Genomic DNA, 18,837 nt, shown 5'->3' with positions numbered 1-18,837 from the left:
AAATTACATCGAAAAATCATTAATACCAATAAAGGTTTGCTCTTGGATTTTTTCTGTTTTTCAAAAATCATTTTCAATTCTTTTGTGTTTATTTTTATATCTTAAATTAATTAAATGTTCTAATAGTCTTGGAATAATAAACATGTTTAAATATCAAGTAAATAACAATGCTAATTGAAGTGAAAATATTGCATTAAACGATACACTCACAAGCAAGAATGGAGCTGATGATAATAATACAAATCCCAAAATAACATTAAATGTTTGAATAGTAAAGGTATCACTTATTAATATTTTGATAATATTATGAACCTGGGTTGGATTATAAATAAAGTTCTTGGTATTAGTATCTTTTAAAATTTCATCTTTTATGATTGATGAATTGATTACCGAATCAACAATATTGATAAACGAAACAAATAATAAACCGTCAAACACAAAATTATCAATTTTAGTTCTAAAGATAATGAATATCCCTAACACTAAACCAATCAAAAGAATTTGTTTTACTATAAAAATAACTGCTGATTGCATTGAATATCTAACTGTGATATATATGAATATGCAAATATTGGTTAATAGCATTAATAGAGAGATTCAGGCAGTTGAATACCCGATGCTGTTATTTCCTAAAGCATTAGAGCTAGTTACTAAAGTAACATCTGCATAATTCTTTGAATTAAATAACTTTAGCAATTCGTTGTTTATTAAATTGCTCATATCCATATTAGAATAAATTAATAGCGAATTTAATCCGTTTTCACTTGCTTTTACTTTCTCGATTAAAACACCTTCATTATGAGAAATAATAAAATTTTGCAATTCATTTAATATAGTAGTTTGTCCACTAATATCAACGCCATTTTTGAAATTTAAACCAACACTATAAATAAACTTAAATTTTAAATTAGAATCGACATTAAAACCTAATAATGCTGACTTTTGTATTCCAGAAAAGGAACCAAATATTAATATTGACACCATAAGAATAGCGATAATAGGAATAATAAGTAGTCTTACTTTAAAGAAATTATTAATCTTTAAAGTAAATTTATGTATTTTTTTATTTGCACTTAAAAGCAAATACTTCTTATTATCAAACGATTCGGTTTGAATTATAAGTCTAAACAATATGGTATTTAAACCAATAACAATAAAAGAAATTAACAAAGCGCCAATACCCATTAACGCACCAATAGTTGAAGAATGATTAATATTTAAATAGAAAGCCAAAATGGCCCCAATGCCTATAACAGCTACTACATCAAGTCCAGATATCAATGACCTTTTTGTCGCCTTATTTATAGCTTTGTTAGTATTCGAACCTTCCTTAATTTCCTTTGCAAAGATGTGCAATTTTCTAATTAATAAACTAAATGCAATAAATAGTAACATAATTGCTGTTAGTCCAATTATTGAATTTATAACTACACCAAAAGCAGTTATGATTGATAAAAATACAAATATCAAGAATGCCAACGTAACACTAGCAGTTACACCAAGTAGTCTGTACTTTATTAATAAAAATAGTGACATAACGGCTCACATAACAACTATAGCAATGATATATGAATCAAATTGTCTATATGATTTAGTAATAAAATAAGAAGTTTGTTTTTCTAATTTAAATGGTGTATATGAGAAATTAATTAAAGAAGTTAATTGTTTATTTGAATAACCATTAGAAATATTATTAATTAAGTAAAATATTGAATCACGTTTTTTTGATGAAATCAACGAGATAGGAGATATTGCAGAAATTAAATATCTTTGGGCATTAATTGAATATTTTAAGCTTGGTTTTAACGTCTTTAATACTTTTCCGTCCTTATCGCGTGTAACATCATCACCTGCTTTATTATTGGCATATGCATAATTAACAGGATTATTTTTTGCTCTATCTCAATTTTCTCTATCATTTTGAATGGCATTTTGAATGAATTCATCCAAATTTAACCAAAAGTATACTTTTGAGCTAGGGTCATCTTGACCTTGTCCTTGTTGTTGAAAACCTCTTATAAAATAATCATATGCAAGGTGTGTAAATTGATCTCATGCATAACTATTCAATTTAATTTGAATTCTATCTGCATAACCCTCAGGTATTTTATCACTTGCGGGATTTGGATCTAAATCCATGTTAAAATTTTGAGACCCTTCATCAATGAGCTCTTTCAACCCATGGAATGAGCTTTCATTACCTTGATATCTACCTTTATAAAATAATGGATTACCATTATGATCGGTAATTGTTAAATTAGGTTTTTTAATTAATGAGTCTAAAAGCTGTTTTTGGGATTTATCATCAGTTGCTGACAAATCTTTTACTTCAATAAGATTATTAGACAATAAATTAACATCATAGTTAGAAGTTAATTTATCACCTTTTTCTTGAAGGTACTGCTTTACAATATCTGCAATTTTATTTGGTTGTAATTCGTTTTTAGAACTTGTTTGGTTGCTATTTTTTTGAATTTTTAAAACTGTTTTAGTTCCGATAATTTCATTATTAGTACGATTAAATTTATTCAATGTTGGTGTTAAATAAAAAATAGAACCAAAAATAAATGCTAACAACATCCCAATAAATATAAAAATACTAAAAACTCATTTTATTGCAGGGCTAATTTTATTTTTTTTATTCATAGGTACAATTATATAATAATTGTTATATTTTGAATATATTTTAATAGTTATAAAGTTTTAAATATAAAAAACATAAAAACTTATTAGTTATTTATTAATTGATTTTAGATATTCAATTCCGTCGCTGGTTATTCTTCGTCCCCTAACAGTTTTTTCAACGAACTTTTTTACTAAAAGAATAGGCTCTAAATCATTAATTATTGTTACCTTATCATCTTTTAAAATTGAACTTATAGTATCTAAAGAAGCACTTTTATTTTTAAATACATTTTTTAAAATACTCAAATATTCAACCTGAAAAATATTTAATCCCCCGGGATATATATCTAGATACTCAAATGATTCCTTTACCAAACTTGCTTCTATTTGATTTAAGTTTCGAAATAATGCAAAGTCATAAACTCTTTTTAATAAGTTGTTAGCAATCCTTGGAGTAGATCGACAGTTTCTTGCTATTTCCTCAATTGCATCTGGTGCGATTATAATGTTATTTCTATTGGCTGAATTACTGATTATCTCTTTAATTTCTTCGTTACTATAAGGCAATAATTTTCCGATATATCCAAATCTATCTTTTAGTGGATTTGATACTAAATTAAATTTTGTAGTAGCTCCTATTAATGAGAACTTATTTAAATTTAATCTCATTATTTTCATATCACCTTCAACACCAACAGGCAAATCAATAACATAATCTTCAATGGCAGAGTATAATAATTCCTCAATATTCTTATTTATACCATGAATTTCATCAATAAACAGAATATCATTTTCACGCAACGAAGAAAACAAAGTTAATATATCACTTTTCTTTTGAATCAGGGGCCCTTGCACATAAATGATGTTACTTTGAGTCTCATTAGCAATTATTTGAGCTAAGGTAGTTTTCCCTAATCCTGGTGGCCCGTAAAATAATAAATGGTCAATAGGCCTTTTTTGTTTTAGTGCTGAGTTTATCATCACTTTTAAAGTAGATGTAATCTTATTTTGCCCAATAAAATTATCAAAACTTTTTATTCTAAATTCTTGCTTCATTTTGTTTTTGACTAATTATTTTAATTGCATTTTCAACAGATTCTTCAATATTGCTCGTTAATTCCATATTATCAAGAGCAAGTCTGATCTGATTATTTTTGAATCCTAACATTTTCATTGTTTCTTCAAATTCTTTTAAAACTGTGTTGTTTTTTGAAACTTTATTGAATTTTTGCATTTCTTCATCACTCATCTTTGAAATAAATTTAATATATTTATCCTTTAAGGTCAATAAAATTGCATTAGCAATCTTTGGCGATACATAAGGTACCTTTATTAACTCTTCTTTATTAGAGTTTGCAATATAATTAATAATATTTTCTCAACCTGAATTTAATATTGAAATAGCAGTTTTGGGGCCTAATCCTTGCAATGAAATTAAATCCTCAAAAACTACCATTTCTTTAAAATTGTCAAATCCATATGTCACCCTAGAATATTCATTGTTTATTTCAGATATAAATATTTTTCTCACCTCCCCTGCTTTAAATCTACTCATTTGTGGCGCATAAATAAGTTCACCTCTGCCATTGTGGTCTAAAATAAAATAATTTGTATTTGTGTGTACAATTTTTCCGTATAAATAAATTGTCATTTTTTTCTTCCTCCTGAATTCAAATATAAGTGCGAAATTTTAAAAATCATCGATTTTAAGAAAAAATAGGGAAATTTTTTAGAAAAAATAAAAATTGATAAAATTTTATTTATGAAAAATGTAATAGTAAATATAGAAATTCCTAAAAATTCAAATATTAAATATGAGTATGATCGAAAAACCAAAAAAATAAAAGTTGATAGAATTTTGCGTGAGGGTTTTAGATATCCAGCAAACTATGGTTACCTTTCAGAAGCACTTGATTGAGATGGTGATGAACTAGATGTCTTGGTTTATTCACCTGAAATTTTTATGCCTGGTGTCTCAGTTGAAGCCAGAATTATTGGAGCAATGAAAATGATTGATTCAGGTGAAACTGATACTAAATTAATCGCCGTTCATGCTGATGATTATCGTCTTGATCACATTAAATCATTAGATGACTTGGATAAAATGTGACTACATTCAGTAGAAATATTCTTTAAAAACTATAAATTCTTCAAAGGCCCAAATATTACCAGCATAACTGGATTTGAAGATGCAAAATGAGCGCAAAATGAATATAATGAATGTGTCGAATTAATGCAAAAATACGGCTCTCTTACTAAAGAGGAATTCATTAAAAAAATGAAAGAATTACACCCAGATAAATATCTATAAAATGTAGCATTGCTAAAAATGCTACATTTTTTTTGAAACTTTAAAATTTTTTTATATTTATAAATATAAAATGTTTTTTCAGTTTCATAGATTCCTATAATTCCTAAAAAAAATATTAAAATAATGGTGAAAGGTAAAAAATGAGACAAAGATTTAAAAATATCCTTATTATAAGACCAATATTATTAAAACTATTAAAGGATTTTGTGGGTTTAAAAAATGAAAATGGCAGTTTTAGATTAGAATTAGACATTACTAGACTTGAACTGGAATTATCCAAAAAAATTGCAAATTTTGAAGAACTTAGATTGCAAAGATTAGAAATTACGAGCGGATCAAAACAATTAGTTATAAAACTAATTAAAAGTCTAAGTCAATTGGACCGTTCAATATTACTAACAATTTTATTCAAAGACGATCTAAGCAACATAACTTGAAAAACCTTCAATATATCAAAATCCACATTCTATCGAAGATTAAAATTTATCGAAAGTTTATTATATTGATGTTTATTCGATTAATAAAATAGTCAAATAAAGCTTATTTGCAAAGATAGCAAATATGGCTTTTATTTATTTTGCCAAAAAATGAGAAAAAAATATTTTTTTATGTAATAAAAGGTTTCAAAAGTTTCATTTATTAGCATAAAGTAAAAAATAATGGTGTACTTATTATGCCCATAAGAGAGGCATAGAGAGGATTTAATGCTACCAATTTATAATTATTCAAACATTGAACACCAAAAAGAAGTTGTTGAATATAAAGAGAAAATTAGTGCAACTGTCGGAACATACAATGTCGAAGATAGATGAAATTTAGACATCGGACTTACAAAAGATCAAAAATGTGAAATATTAATTTTAAGAAACCTAAAAGAGAATACATGAATTATTGAATTCACGATTCCTAAATCAGCATATGAGAATTCAAGAATTAAAATTTTGCAATTAAATAATAAGGATCTTGAAGTGCAAGATCTAGAGAAATTAGAAAATGAACGGATAAAATTTCGCATTTCAAAATATGCAGACAAAAGCGAAATAAAATTCGAAGATTTAAAGGAACTAAAGGTTAGTTTTTATAACAGGTGAAGAGCTAATTTTTATAACAAGCTTTCTTTTGTTATTAATTTCAAAATAGAAAATAATGTTGTTGATTTTAATAATATTAATGTTAAAGAAAAAGATTTGAAGTTTGAGCTAATTGAATCTATAAAAATTACCTTCGATGGCGAGACTGGGGAATATACAAACATTTTCGAAAATAATGTTGCTTATGCTAATAGCCTAATTTACAATATGAAGTTTTTTAACCTAAAACAAAATAATTTTTTAGAAAAAGCAATGCAACAAACGATTGAATTAAAGAGTCCAGATCAATATTACATTCCTAAAAGGCAATATCAGTTAGAATTTTTAAATAGTATCTCTATTGAAGAAGGCAATAGATTTATTACTGCTGAATTAATACCAAGAAAAACCGAAATAAACAAGTTCAAGTACACAATAGATTACTATATAAATAATAAAAATAGTTGAAATAGTAAAAAGAAAGAATTTATTAGTTCCAAAACAGACGGACTTATAGGCTATCATATTTCGCCTACATTTAAAGGTAATGTTAAATTAGAATTTCAACTAAATCAAAACATCATAAATAATATTAGCAAAATTAAATATTATGACCATTTTGACAAAAAACTTTTTGATTCCAACGAGGGATTAATCAAACTTTTTTGTCAAGTTGTAAAGACAACTGATGAATATCAAAATTTATATTATTCAAATTGAAAAAAACACATAAAAACTTCATAAATTTTTTAAAATTTAGGTTCGAATTAATAAAGGCCTAAATTTTAATTTAACATTATGCCTATATATTAACTAAATCTAAAAAAAATTTATATATAACATTCATTAATTAAAAATTAATAATTTCAATGTAGTTATAAAAAAATAAATTTTATTTAAACTTTGGGCCTCTTGGAATTAACTTTCTTTTATGGCTTGTTTTTTTATGAAAATACTCAATTTTAGTTGAAATATCACTACTTATTAAAGTATTATCCATAATATATTTTTCGAAATCATCATACGAAAAACCAAGTTCATCTTCATCATATTGATCATTAAGCAAATTAGCAGAAGGTCTCTTATCCAAAATTTCTGTTGGTGTATTTAATAGTTTAGCCATTTCATAAATATCAGATTTAAATATATTTGCAAATGGTAATAAATCGCAACCACCATCACCTCATTTGGTAAAATATCCTAAATAATATTCATCAAAATTGTCTGTGCCCAATACCAATGAGTTATTTTGTTGTGCTTTGGTATACAAAACATTCATAAAATATCGTGATTTAGTGTTGGCTTTTATTCAATCCTCCTTTAAATTAAACTTATCAGAAAAATCGTTAAATTCTTTTGTTAAATCAATCGTTTCAATCTTATTTTCAACAACTAAATTTAACTTCTTGATGTGCATTTCATTAATATCATCTGCCTTTGTTTTTAAATAATAAAAATGAGCATCTTTTTTAAAAGCTTGATAACTAATAATTGCCAAGGTTGAACTATCAATGCCGCCAGAAATCCCAAGGACAACCCCACTAGCATTAGCTTTTTTCACCTTATTTCTTATCCAATTTTGAATTTTTTTAATCATTATCAAGTATTTATTGTTGAAGTTTTTTTTATCTTTATAATTATTTAATTCATTTTTTTTCATAGTAATTATTCTATTATTAATTTAGATTTTATAAATGTTTTTAAATTAATATTAATTTATTAATTTATAATTTAGATATTTTTATTATAACAATATAAAGCAAATATAATTAATAAACAATATTTTAAGGAGTTAAATTATGATAAATGTTAATGACCTAAAACCGGGTGTAACCTTTAAATTAGACGGTAATATTTATGTTGTTTTAGAAGCACAACACTCAAAACAAGGAAGGGGCCAAGCCAATGTTAAAGCAAAGGCAAAAGATCTAAGAACCGGATCAATAACTGTAAAATCTTTTACTGGTGGTGAAAAAGTAGAAAAAGCAATGATCGATAAGGTCTCAATGGACTATCTATACAATGCAGGAGATAACATTGTGCTAATGGACCAAGAAACATTCGAACAAATAGAAATACCTGTATCAACAATAAAATGAGAAGTCAATTTTTTAAAAGAAGGTATGAAAGTTATTGTTAGAAAATATGAATCAGAAGTTTTGGATATTGAATTACCAGCTAATGTTGGATTAGTAGTAACAGAAGCGCCAGATGCAGTTAAAGGAAACACAGCTCAAGCCGCCCAAAAGAAAGTTACTTTGGAAACCGGTTATGTAGTCGAAACTCCTCTATTCATCAAAGAAGGAGAAACAATTTTGGTTTCAACTGAAACTGGTAAATATGTAGGAAGAGCATAATGAGCAATTTTATCTCAGTCAACACAAGAATGAATTTTGACTTCAAGGTTGAAGAACATGTTATTTATCAAGCAATAAATCAATTTTTTGAGTCTCAAGACTCAATAATTCTTACAAAAAAACCTATTATTAATATAAAAAATAGCACAAATAATATTGAGATTTTTATTTCTTACAAGTTAAAAAAAGAAGCTATATTATCATTCGAAACTAAGAACGCAATATTCATGCTTGAACAAAGAATTTATTCATTAATCAATGTTAGACCAAACAATATTAACATTGTTTTTGAAGGAATTGAAAATGTTTAAAAATAGAAGAATTAATAATTTAGCTATTGATAATATAAAAATTAATTCATTAGCCCAGATAGCAAATACTAAAAATCCAAATGTAGCAATTAATATTAGCGCTGCAAAGATTTTTCATGCGCTCTTTGCTTTTCATTATAAATTTGATATAAATAATCCCCAGTGAATATCTAGAGATAGATTCATTGTTTCGTGCCCGGATGTAAATACCACCTATTACACAATTTTATATTTAATGAATCTTATTACGAAGGAAGAAATTGAAAGCATTAATAAACCAAGTTGCAAATATCATAACTATTTAAAACGCAATAACAAACTTGGTATTGACTTTTCATCAGGCAAACATGGTTGTGGTATTGCAGAGGCTGTTGGTGTTGCGGTTGCTGAGGCCTTTTTATCAAGTAATTTTTCTGAAATAAATCACTTTACATATGTTTTTGCTTCAAGCAAAGATCTAGAAACAAGCATTGCGACTGAAGCTCTACAATATGCAGGATCAATCAAACTAAATAAACTAATTGTGCTATATGATTCAAACACATTATTAAATAACTTTAATTCTAAAAAGAATAGTAATGACATTAGAAAAACATATGAATCATATGGATTTAATTATATTATTTTAAAGGATGCTAATTATAAATCTATTGCAAACGCAATATCGAAAGCTAAGAAGGCAAAAAAACCAACACTTATCGAAATCAAAAGTTCAATTGTTGAATTAGCAGTTAATAATTTTAACAACTACTACAATAATAAATATTATTTAACAGTAGATGAAATTGAGGAATTCAAAGAAACAACTAACTTCAAGCGTGGTGACTTTTTTGAGAAATATCAAGAAGTGGTAGATGAGTATAAGAAAGTTATTAATTATAATAACGATTTATTTAATAAATGAACTGCTTCAGATAAATTAATTGAATTCTTGGGAGAAGATCTAAAAGAAAATGTAAATGATAACTTTATATCAAATTCAGGCGATATCTACTCTAATATGGTTGTTATCTTAAATAATATATTTGATAAATACAAAAACGCTTTCCTACTTTCTTCTTCGCTAGATCCAATAACAAGAATTAAATCAACTAACGGAGTTTTTGATTTTAACAACAAAGATGGCCGTTCTTTACTATTAGGATTAAAAAACGAGGCAATGAGTTTAATTGCAAATGGTATATTTGGACACTCAAATTTTAAACCAATAATAATTGATTCCTTATCAAATACAGACAAGTTAATTCAAGGAATCAAAAAATCTGTTAGTGATAACCTAAAGGTATTATATATTCTAAAAAATGACTTAAATTCTGTTGAAAACTCTAATATTTATTACCAAAATGAGGAACAAATAGGTATTTTATTGCAAATTCCTAATATAAAAATTTTATATCCTGGCGATCTTAATGAATTGATGGGCTCTATTGAATATTACCTTAATAAATTTAATGGTCCCGTAATCATTATAGCCAATTTTCATAGCAATTGAAATTGTGAAAAAACTTCAAAATACAAATTTCTATCAGGGTCTTATCATGTACTAAAAAATGATTCAAAATATAGCCTTTTAGCCAAAGGCAACGATCTCCAGATTGCATTCAAAATTGCTAATAAGCATAACTTGAATTTAATTTCAATATCAAATGATGAAAATATTGCAAAATTAAATTATGATAAAAAAACGGCTATAACATTCACAAAAGATATTTCTGAAGGTTGAATGAAATATGCTAAATATAACCTCAACATAAATAACTCAAACAACAAAATTAAATCAGATTTTAATTATATTGAAAAAAATATAAAATTAATCATTAATAACAAAAGCTAGGTTCTTATATATCTACCTAGCTTTTTTTAATTTTTTTAAACCATTCCAACTCAGAGGCCGTAATATGCCTATGTTCTCCAACTCTTAAACCATCATCTGTAATAACTCCATATCTTTTTCTGTGTAATTTTTTAACAAAATTATTAACTAATAAAAAAAGATTTTTCACATGATGATTTCTACCTTCTTTAAGAACTATAGAGTAGGTTAAATCTTTAATATGTTTTATTGTTTGTTTAGAAAAAACACCATTAAGTTTTACAAAATTAGAGTTTAAAAAATTTAAATCTTTTTCACTCATTGGCTTTTCCAATGTTGCAATGTATTCTCTTTCTATATTAGATGAAGGATGGGCCAAAATATTAGCAAAATTGCCATCGTTAGAAATAATTATTACTCCTGTTGTATTAAAATCAAGCCTTCCAATTGAATAGCAATATTTATCCATTCCCATTCACTCATAAATAGTTTTTCTGCCCTGCGGATCTCTTAAAGTGCAAATGGTGTTTCGAGGTTTATTAAGTAATATATAAAATTTTTTATCACTTCTTTCGATGATCTCGCCATCTATTTTAATAACAGCCTCAGCATCAACTCTCTGACCGATTTTTGCAACTTGACCATCAACTAATACTCTTTTTTGCATAATCATTTTTTCAGCCTCGCGTCGCGAACAAAAACCAAAATCCGAAATCATTTTTTGCAATTTAACCTTGTTTTCCATAATTAACAAACCCTTCAAATAACACGTTAAAAAAAATATATTTATATTATAAATATTTTGTGTTCATAGTTTCTTTTTTATTTATCTTTTTGATTTATCTAATTTAATTAAAGCAGGAGGAAAAATGTTGGAAAACAAAATTAAAAATCTTAAAAGTATGAGTTTGCAAAGAAAACGAGCTTTTATAATTGATTTTTGCCTAAATCAAAAACTTAAAAGAATACAAAATAACATGAAAGATACTAAGAATGTAGGATTGTTAGATTTTTTCATAAGTTCGCTAAGTGAGGACTATAAAAAAATCTTCATTAATGATTTCATTACAGTAGATAGTGATTCGTCGTGATATCTTGAAAACTGATCTAAAAATGCTTATTATAAGAAATTAAATTATTTAGTAGACCTATTTATAGATTATGTTTATTGCTTTTAATGAAACCCCCAAACTTCATTCATTAGAAAATAAGCAAGAACAGTGAATGGAAGAATATATCATAAATGCAAAACAAAGAAAATATTTAGAAAACTGAAATAGTTTCAATGAATTAACCACAATTAAAATCAGACGCATTATAAGAAGTGATAAATTTATTATTACATTTGAGCATAAAAATCCATTAAAAGAAATAGAGGCCATAAGAGTTAATGGACTAATTAATAATAAAATAATAGAATTCAAGCCAAAATATGAATATAATAGTGGTCACTTTATACTAACTTATAATAGTGATAATGATTCTAAAAATAAATTGGAATTTAATGACATAGCAAATATCAATTTTGAAATTGAATATAAGGTGAAAAATTTATGATATCAAGCAAAAGCATTTACCTATTGAATTAAAAACAATCCAAGATCTAAAAATATAAATCTAAATAATACGAAGGCCATAAATGTATTAAGTGAGATTGAAATAAAATCACTACCGGACCGCATTAATAAGAACATAATTAACCATAAATTCAAAACAAAATATTTGAATTTATTCTTTAATACCAACAATTTAAAACAAGGAATTCATAACATCAAACTATTATCACTAAAAATTGCCAAAAGCGATCAAGAGACTAATGAAGAATACATTCTAGATAATAGCGATATTTATGATTTAACATTTTCATCTGCAAACATTTATGACTACGCAAAAAATAAGTATGATACTAAGCTTAGCTATCATAATTTTAATAATGCAGACTTAGTTATAGATACATATTCTTATTATGATAAATTTTCAGATACTGTTATGGTAAATAATCAAAACCTTAATGCAAAATTAGGGATTCTAATACCATTAAAATACAAGGGAACATATGGTTATGAAATTAACCTTGATATAGGCAAAAATTTAAAGTCCTTCAAAATGAGTTATTCACAGGAAATTGAAAAACCTTTTTTTGATATCAACAATGGATTAATAAGAATGAATACAAGATCAATTAAAGGTTGACTTACAGATGAAAAATGGCACAAAATTAAATACGATAATTTTGCAGACGTAATCAAAATGGCAAACTCTTTGCAATCAATAGAACAAATAGGGGGTAAATAATGAGTGAAAAAAGTAAAAAATTATTATTATGAACATCATTAACCATAGCGATTGGTGGTTGCGCTGGGTTGGCGACAGCATTTGTAGTATTACAACAAAAAAACAAAGAAAAAGAAAGTAGCCAAGTCGATACTATTCAAAAAGAAAAATTAAACGACAAAACTAATAAACTATCAATTAAAAAAAGCCAGCAACAAAAAGATTTAAAAAATAAAGAGAATGAATTGGAACAAAATGACCATAAAGAAGATTCATACATAGAACCACAGGAAAAGAAAAATATTAATTGAAATGATGTTTTCCCTAATATAAAGAGCAGTGACTATTATGACAAATTAAACTATAGAAACGGGCAGGCTTGAATTGATGAAGACATGATAGTTTATATCATAAAAGACATCATAAATAGAATGCTTGTAACTGAAGGCGAAGTTGAATATGCTTACAAACAAATTGATGACCAAAATTTGTTAATAACTTTTAAATGGAGCAGTGAAAAAGAAAAAAGTGTTGTAACATACAAGATAAATACAAATAAGTTATAATAATATTTATGAATTTTAAAGAATTAGTATTTAACGAACTTAAAAAACATACAAAAAAAATTTTTAATAACGAAACATTAATTAAGGATCTTGATATCGATAGTTTAGATCTGGTTCTATTAGTTTCAGATATTGAACTAAAACTAAAAATAGAAATAAAAGACGAAGAACTAATAAAATTAAAAACCATTGGTGATATTATTTACATAATAGAGCAAAAATATACAAAATAGAAAAAAAATGTATAATATTCTATGAGCGTTTCTTATACGGGTATAGTTCAATGGTAGAACAACGGGCTTCAACCCCGTGTGTTGTGAGTTCGAGTCTTGCTACCCGTGCCATATCATTAATAAATGTTTTAATAGAACAACTAAGGTTGTTCTATTTTTCTACAAAAAGAAAAATAAAAGCCAATTGAATTGGCTTTTGGCAATTAAACATATGGTGCCGTCAACTGGAATTGAACCAGCGACCCCTTCCTTACCATGGAAGTGCTCTGCCCCTGAGCTATGACGGCAATATTTAATACGCTAATAATTATATAAAAAAATGCATATTATTTTTAATAAATTTGACGCAAATTATAGTAATTTAAAATATACTTTTATTACTATGGAAAAAACAATGTATGAATCTCTATGCTCAATAAAGAAGCAATTCCTGGAATTAGAGCAAAAACTAAACGATCCTGAAATCTATAACAACATCAAACAATACACAAAAATATCTAAAGAAAAAGCAAGCATTGAAGATATCTATGTATCATTCAAAAAATACCAAGATATTGAAGAACTATACTTATTATCAAAAGATATTATTAACAATGAAAAAGATGCTGAATTGATTGAATTAGCAAGAAATGATATTAATAGACAAATAGAACAGATGCACGAACTTGAAGAAACAATAAAAGAATTACTATTGCCAGTCGATGAAAACGATGAAAGAGATGTTATTGTGGAAATTCGCGGGGCTGCTGGCGGCGATGAGGCCAATATTTTTTCAGGCGATTTGTTTAGAATGTACCAAAAATTTTGTGAAGAAATGGGATTTAAAATAAAAATTATTGATTACACATACGGTTCAGCAGGTGGATATAGTCAGATAGTTTTTAGTATAAAGGGTGAAAAAGTGTTTTCAAAAATGAAATTCGAAAGAGGAGTTCATCGAGTCCAAAGAGTACCATTAACTGAAACACAGGGAAGAGTTCATACTTCAACAGCGACAGTTACGGTTTTACCTGAAGTAGATGATGACGTTCATATAGAAATTAAGCCTGATGAAATCGAGATTGATGTGTTTAGATCTTCAGGAGCGGGAGGCCAGTCAGTTAACACAACAGACTCTGCAGTTAGAATTACACACAAACCATCTGGAATAGTAGTTACATCACAGGATGAAAGAAGTCAAATCCAAAATAAAGAAACTGCTTTAAAAGTATTAAAAAGTAGACTTTATGAACTAGAAGTTCAAAAGCGCGAAGAAGAAGAAAGTGGACTTCGAAAACTTGCGGGTACCGGAGAAAGAAGTGAAAAAATTAGAACTTACAACTATCCACAAGATCGGGTTACAGATCATAGAATCGGGTTTTCAACTTCCTTAAAAATAGTTATGGAAGGTGATTTGAAAAAAATTATTGAGGCGCTAATTGCTGATGAAAAAGCTCACAAAATAAAAGAAGCAGGTTTATAATGATTAAAAAAGAGGTATTGCTACAAGAAAAAAGAAGATATGAGCTACCTCTTTTTGTTTCAAAAAAGGAAGAAAAATTATTAAAAAAGGACTATCCGGTACAAAAAATTATCGGATATCAAACAATGCAAAATATCCATATCGATATTAGATATAATGTATTAATTCCACGATACGAAACAGAAGAGGTTATCATCGAATCATATAATTACATTAGCAAATATTCTGATGTCCTAGATTTATGCTGCGGTTCAGGTTTTATTGGTCTTGCTATTTGCAAAAATATAGGATGTAATGTAACATTATCAGATATTTCAAGACAAGCAATCAAACAAACTAAATTAAATGCAAAAATTAATAATCTATCAAAATACAATATTATAAGAAGTAATTTATTTAAAAAAATAAACAAAAAATTTGATTTAATTATCTCCAACCCACCCTATTTAAACAAGAAACATTTATTTTCTTCTTCTTTAAAATGAGAACCAAAGCAAGCGTTATTTGCCAAGGATAATGGATTATTTTTTTACAAAAAAATTACAAAAGAAGCACCAAATTTCTTAAAAAATAATGGTTACTTAATTCTTGAAATTGATGATTATGCCAAAGAATGAATTGAAAAGGAATATTCTAATGTTACATTTAAAAAAGATATTAATAAAAATTTTAGAATTGCAATTCTAAAATATGATGACCTTAAAAAATAGCACTCTAATTAAAAATGTGCTAAAATTTTATTATTATGATGAATAAAAGAGACTATTATGAAGTTTTAGGCATAAATAAAAGTGCGACCGAAAAGGAAATCAAAGCTGCCTACCGTAAATTGGCAATGCAATATCATCCAGACAAAAACAAAAATGCTGATGCTGAAGAAAAATTTAAAGAAATATCAGAAGCATATGAAATTTTATCAGACACAAATAAAAGAGCAAAATATGATAAATTTGGTCATAACGCCTTTGATGCTAATGGATATCAATTCGGGGATTCGGAGGATATTTTCCGTAGTTTTTTTGAGGGTTTTGGCGGAGGTTTTTCTGGTGCTGATATCTTTGGGGATATTTTTGGATCATTTTCAAATTTTGATGAATCAAACCATCAAAGAGGTCAAGATCTACAACTAATATTAAACATTGATTTTGAAGATGCACTATATGGAAAAACAATTGATCTTAACCTAGATAAATATGATGTTTGCGGTCATTGTAAGGGCAGCGGTGCAGACACCCCTTCTGATGTAATTTTATGTAATAATTGCCATGGTTCTGGAAAAATACAACAAAGAGTTGCAATATTTACTACCATAAAGCCATGTCCAGTATGTTTAGGATTGGGCAAGAAAATAAATAAGATATGCCATCAATGCCACGGCAAAAAAACAGTAAATTCAAAGACTATTCAAAAGATAAATATTCCGGTAGGGATTGAGGATGGGGATACAATTAGAATTGTTGGCTTTGGGAAACCTTCATCAAACGGAAATAATATTGGAGATTTATATATAGTATTCGCTATTAAACCTAGCAAAAAATACAAAAAAATAAATAATGATCTTTACATTGAAATGCCTTTATCAATTAAGAGCTTATTACTCGAAGAGGAAATTAATGTTCCAACACCATACGGAACAAAAAAAATTAAGTTAGACCATAGCATTAAAATAAATGAACCATTTAAAATCAAAAATTGCGGATACCCATATAAAAATTCTAGTTCCAAAGGCGATTTATTCATTAAATTTGATTTATATGTTCCTAAATTAAGCAAGAGCGATAATTCTCAAATTAAGGAAATATTTAAAAATACAAGTGATACAAAACGAGAAGAATGATTAAAAAAATTCTAATCGTTTTTTTAATTCGTTTTTTAAAATAAAATTGTGCTATTATTTTTGATAACATTTTAAAATATTTTACTCAGAAGAGAGGCTTAGCTTATGTCAGAAAAAATAATGATTGTCGAATCACCAAATAAAATTAAAACAATTCAAAAAATTGTTGGTGATCAAATTAAAGTTATTGCTAGTTCAGGGCATATTTTAAAAATGGCAACATCAGGCACAAATAATCTTGGAATAGATTTCGAAAATTGAGAACCAGAGATGATTCCTGATCCAATGAAAAAGTCAACCATTTCAGATTTAAAAAAAGCAACTAAAAATGCTAGCGAAGTTCTAATTGCAACTGACCCCGATCGCGAAGGCGAAGCAATAGCAAGTAATCTAATTTCAACCTTAAAATTAAAAGATAAATACAAAAGAATAAGATATAATGAAATTACAGATGAAGCAATAAAATTAGCAGTTGAAAATCCTTCTGAAATAGACGAAAACCTTGTAAGAGCACAAAAGTCAAGAAGGATGCTAGATAGAATTATAGGCTTTAGACTATCACAATTAATGATGCAAAAAGTAAAAAATGCTCCTACTAACCCTTCGGCAGGAAGAGTGCAATCCATTGCTTTAAAACTAGTTTGTGATCGTGAGCGCGAAATTGAAACATTTGATCCAATAATTTATTCAAAAATTGAAGCAATTATAGATAATGATGTCAACATTCCTTTGTACTTAAAAAAAGACAAAAAATATGAAGATAATACTTGGTTAACCAATGAACAAGGTGAAAAAATACTTTTTGAATTATTAAATAGCAACTATGAACTAATTGTTGATGACATCAATGTTTCTAAACGCAAGGAATCGGCTTATACACCTTTTAAACAATCAGTTTTATACAAGGAAGCAAAACACAATTCCCAGGCAGTGCAATCATCAGCCCAAAAACTTTTTGAAAACGGGTTAATTTCATACCCCAGAACTGATTCAACTAGATTAAGTGAAACATTTGTTAAAAAAGCTCGTAAATACATAACTGAACAATATGGTAGCCAATATGTAGCTAAAGAAATAAAAGGTTTTTCTGGCGCTCAAGATGCTCACGAAGCAATTAGACCCACATACATTGAATTAACACCAGAATTAGCATTACAAAAGTATAATCTTAACAATATCGATTTTGAAATATATAAGATGATTTATGATAAAACAATAATGTCACTAATGAGCTGTCCTGAAAAAGAAATTGTAAGATTTAATTTACATAACGGGAACAATAATTTTAGAATGTCGTATAGTAGAATACTTTTTGACGGTTATTATATTTATTCAGGCAAAGAGTCATTAATTAATATTCCAAATATTAAAATTGGCGATATCATCAAGGCAAAAGATTTTATTAAAGAGGACAAAAAAACATTACCGCCTGCACGTTATAGCGAAGGTTCGTTAATTAAAAAACTTGATGATATTAAAGTTGGAAGGCCTTCAACATTTGCATCAACAATAAAAGTATTAAAACAAAGAATATTTGTTGAACCAATTGACGGACATCTAGTACCCACAGAATTCGGAAAGGTTGTTCTTGAAAAACTTTTAACAAGTTTCCCAAGAACTATTAATGAAGAATATACAGCTAAGGTTGAGGAAAAATTAGACTTAATTTCAGAAGGAAAAGAAGAATACAAAACTTTAATGAAAAAATTCTGAGATAGTTTCAATGAACGCTATGAAGATATAAAGGATCAATTAAATGTTACCATTTTGGAGCCAGCCAAACCTAATGAAAGCTGCCCTTTATGCAATGCAGAACTCGTTTATCGCTATACAAAACTAACTAAGCAAAAATTTATTGGTTGCTCTGCTTTCCCTAAATGCAATTTTATTAAGAACATTGATAATCCTGTAAAAAAATTCTACAGAAGAAAAAAAGCAAAAAAATAATAAAATACATAAGTTCGTAAAATACTATGTA

Annotated in this window: 19 protein-coding genes and 2 tRNA genes; 15 read left to right on the top strand and 6 right to left on the bottom strand. The window is 27.0% G+C overall.

Annotation, left to right across the window (positions count from 1 at the left end; all coding sequences use genetic code 4):
* Nucleotides 1-3 precede the first annotated feature (3 nt).
* The 3 genes from secDF to ruvA all read right to left on the bottom strand — a co-directional run bounded on the left by secDF (nt 4) and on the right by ruvA (nt 4,276).
* Nucleotides 4-2,646 carry a protein translocase subunit SecDF gene (secDF, locus tag ACWXVQ_RS00680; protein ID WP_455994008.1) on the bottom strand — a complete coding sequence of 881 codons (2,643 nt, stop codon included), beginning with the start codon at nt 2,644-2,646 and terminating at the stop codon, nt 4-6.
* 87 nt (nt 2,647-2,733) lie between these two features.
* A complete protein-coding gene (gene ruvB / locus ACWXVQ_RS00675) occupies nt 2,734-3,681 on the bottom strand; it encodes a Holliday junction branch migration DNA helicase RuvB (protein ID WP_455994584.1) in 948 nt (315 codons plus the stop codon).
* Nucleotides 3,665-4,276 (bottom strand): Holliday junction branch migration protein RuvA, encoded by a 612-nt coding sequence (ruvA, locus tag ACWXVQ_RS00670; protein ID WP_438340804.1) that lies wholly within the window; start codon nt 4,274-4,276, stop codon nt 3,665-3,667. Before ruvA ends, ruvB begins: the two co-directional genes overlap by 17 nt.
* Before the next feature lie 111 nt (nt 4,277-4,387).
* On the opposite strand from ruvA, the gene ACWXVQ_RS00665 reads away from it, so the two are divergent.
* The 3 genes from ACWXVQ_RS00665 to ACWXVQ_RS00655 all read left to right on the top strand — a co-directional run bounded on the left by ACWXVQ_RS00665 (nt 4,388) and on the right by ACWXVQ_RS00655 (nt 6,750).
* Nucleotides 4,388-4,936, top strand: a complete 549-nt coding sequence (locus ACWXVQ_RS00665; protein WP_438340803.1) for an inorganic diphosphatase — start codon at nt 4,388-4,390, stop codon at nt 4,934-4,936.
* A 140-nt stretch (nt 4,937-5,076) separates the two neighbouring features.
* On the top strand, nt 5,077-5,457 hold the full coding sequence (locus ACWXVQ_RS00660; RefSeq protein ID WP_438340802.1) for a hypothetical protein: 381 nt from the start codon (nt 5,077-5,079) through the stop codon (nt 5,455-5,457).
* Between the two features lie 183 nt (nt 5,458-5,640).
* Nucleotides 5,641-6,750 carry an MHO_1580 family protein gene (locus ACWXVQ_RS00655; RefSeq protein WP_456012665.1) on the top strand — a complete coding sequence of 370 codons (1,110 nt, stop codon included), beginning with the start codon at nt 5,641-5,643 and terminating at the stop codon, nt 6,748-6,750.
* Nucleotides 6,751-6,898: 148 nt separating this feature from the next.
* Here ACWXVQ_RS00655 and nadE read toward each other — a convergent pair whose 3' ends face one another.
* Nucleotides 6,899-7,666: an NAD(+) synthase gene (gene nadE, locus ACWXVQ_RS00650; RefSeq protein WP_456013203.1), complete on the bottom strand. Its 768-nt coding sequence runs from the start codon at nt 7,664-7,666 to the stop codon at nt 6,899-6,901.
* 139 nt (nt 7,667-7,805) lie between these two features.
* Here nadE and efp point away from each other — a divergent pair, with 139 nt between their 5' ends.
* From efp to ACWXVQ_RS00635, 3 genes are read left to right on the top strand one after another with little or no spacing between them, the layout of a single operon-like run.
* The gene (gene efp, locus ACWXVQ_RS00645) at nt 7,806-8,363 is read left to right on the top strand and encodes an elongation factor P (RefSeq protein WP_438340799.1); all 558 of its coding nucleotides are present in this window, start codon (nt 7,806-7,808) and stop codon (nt 8,361-8,363) included.
* Nucleotides 8,363-8,674: an MMB_0454 family protein gene (locus tag ACWXVQ_RS00640; RefSeq protein WP_438340798.1), complete on the top strand. Its 312-nt coding sequence runs from the start codon at nt 8,363-8,365 to the stop codon at nt 8,672-8,674. Before efp ends, ACWXVQ_RS00640 begins: the two co-directional genes overlap by 1 nt.
* The gene (locus tag ACWXVQ_RS00635; RefSeq protein ID WP_456013202.1) at nt 8,667-10,508 is read left to right on the top strand and encodes a hypothetical protein; all 1,842 of its coding nucleotides are present in this window, start codon (nt 8,667-8,669) and stop codon (nt 10,506-10,508) included. The genes ACWXVQ_RS00640 and ACWXVQ_RS00635 overlap by 8 nt, the downstream gene beginning before the upstream one ends.
* Before the next feature lie 16 nt (nt 10,509-10,524).
* Here the strand turns inward: ACWXVQ_RS00635 and ACWXVQ_RS00630 are convergent, their stop codons facing one another.
* Entirely contained in the window at nt 10,525-11,232 is a 708-nt protein-coding gene (locus tag ACWXVQ_RS00630; protein ID WP_438340796.1) for a pseudouridine synthase, read from the bottom strand.
* A 124-nt stretch (nt 11,233-11,356) separates the two neighbouring features.
* Here ACWXVQ_RS00630 and ACWXVQ_RS00625 point away from each other — a divergent pair, with 124 nt between their 5' ends.
* The 5 genes from ACWXVQ_RS00625 (at nt 11,357) to ACWXVQ_RS00605 (ending at nt 13,671) form a co-directional block, all read left to right on the top strand.
* Nucleotides 11,357-11,665 carry an MG284/MPN403 family protein gene (locus ACWXVQ_RS00625; RefSeq protein WP_444705106.1) on the top strand — a complete coding sequence of 103 codons (309 nt, stop codon included), beginning with the start codon at nt 11,357-11,359 and terminating at the stop codon, nt 11,663-11,665.
* A complete protein-coding gene (locus ACWXVQ_RS00620; protein ID WP_444705105.1) occupies nt 11,649-12,782 on the top strand; it encodes an MHO_1580 family protein in 1,134 nt (377 codons plus the stop codon). Before ACWXVQ_RS00625 ends, ACWXVQ_RS00620 begins: the two co-directional genes overlap by 17 nt.
* Nucleotides 12,782-13,327: an MHO_1590 family protein gene (locus tag ACWXVQ_RS00615; RefSeq protein WP_438340793.1), complete on the top strand. Its 546-nt coding sequence runs from the start codon at nt 12,782-12,784 to the stop codon at nt 13,325-13,327. Before ACWXVQ_RS00620 ends, ACWXVQ_RS00615 begins: the two co-directional genes overlap by 1 nt.
* Before the next feature lie 8 nt (nt 13,328-13,335).
* Nucleotides 13,336-13,560, top strand: coding sequence for a phosphopantetheine-binding protein (locus tag ACWXVQ_RS00610; protein WP_444705104.1), 225 nt, complete (start codon nt 13,336-13,338; stop codon nt 13,558-13,560).
* A 36-nt stretch (nt 13,561-13,596) separates the two neighbouring features.
* Nucleotides 13,597-13,671 (top strand) — tRNA-Trp (locus ACWXVQ_RS00605).
* Nucleotides 13,672-13,772: 101 nt separating this feature from the next.
* Here ACWXVQ_RS00605 and ACWXVQ_RS00600 read toward each other — a convergent pair.
* Nucleotides 13,773-13,847, bottom strand: a tRNA-Thr gene (locus tag ACWXVQ_RS00600).
* A gap of 95 nt (nt 13,848-13,942) precedes the next feature.
* On the opposite strand from ACWXVQ_RS00600, the gene prfA reads away from it, so the two are divergent.
* The 4 genes from prfA (at nt 13,943) to topA (ending at nt 18,806) form a co-directional block, all read left to right on the top strand.
* A complete protein-coding gene (gene prfA, locus ACWXVQ_RS00595) occupies nt 13,943-15,022 on the top strand; it encodes a peptide chain release factor 1 (protein ID WP_444705103.1) in 1,080 nt (359 codons plus the stop codon).
* Nucleotides 15,022-15,732 (top strand): peptide chain release factor N(5)-glutamine methyltransferase, encoded by a 711-nt coding sequence (locus tag ACWXVQ_RS00590; RefSeq protein WP_438340790.1) that lies wholly within the window; start codon nt 15,022-15,024, stop codon nt 15,730-15,732. Before prfA ends, ACWXVQ_RS00590 begins: the two co-directional genes overlap by 1 nt.
* A 35-nt stretch (nt 15,733-15,767) precedes the next feature.
* Nucleotides 15,768-16,874 (top strand): molecular chaperone DnaJ, encoded by a 1,107-nt coding sequence (gene dnaJ, locus ACWXVQ_RS00585; protein ID WP_455993996.1) that lies wholly within the window; start codon nt 15,768-15,770, stop codon nt 16,872-16,874.
* A 90-nt stretch (nt 16,875-16,964) separates the two neighbouring features.
* Complete coding sequence (gene topA, locus ACWXVQ_RS00580) at nt 16,965-18,806, top strand: type I DNA topoisomerase (protein ID WP_438340788.1); 1,842 nt, start codon at nt 16,965-16,967, stop codon at nt 18,804-18,806.
* Nucleotides 18,807-18,837 lie beyond the last annotated feature (31 nt).

The sequence above is a fragment of the Mycoplasma sp. 527 genome (assembly GCF_053851595.1).
This window is presented reverse-complemented; position numbering and strand designations above follow the sequence as displayed.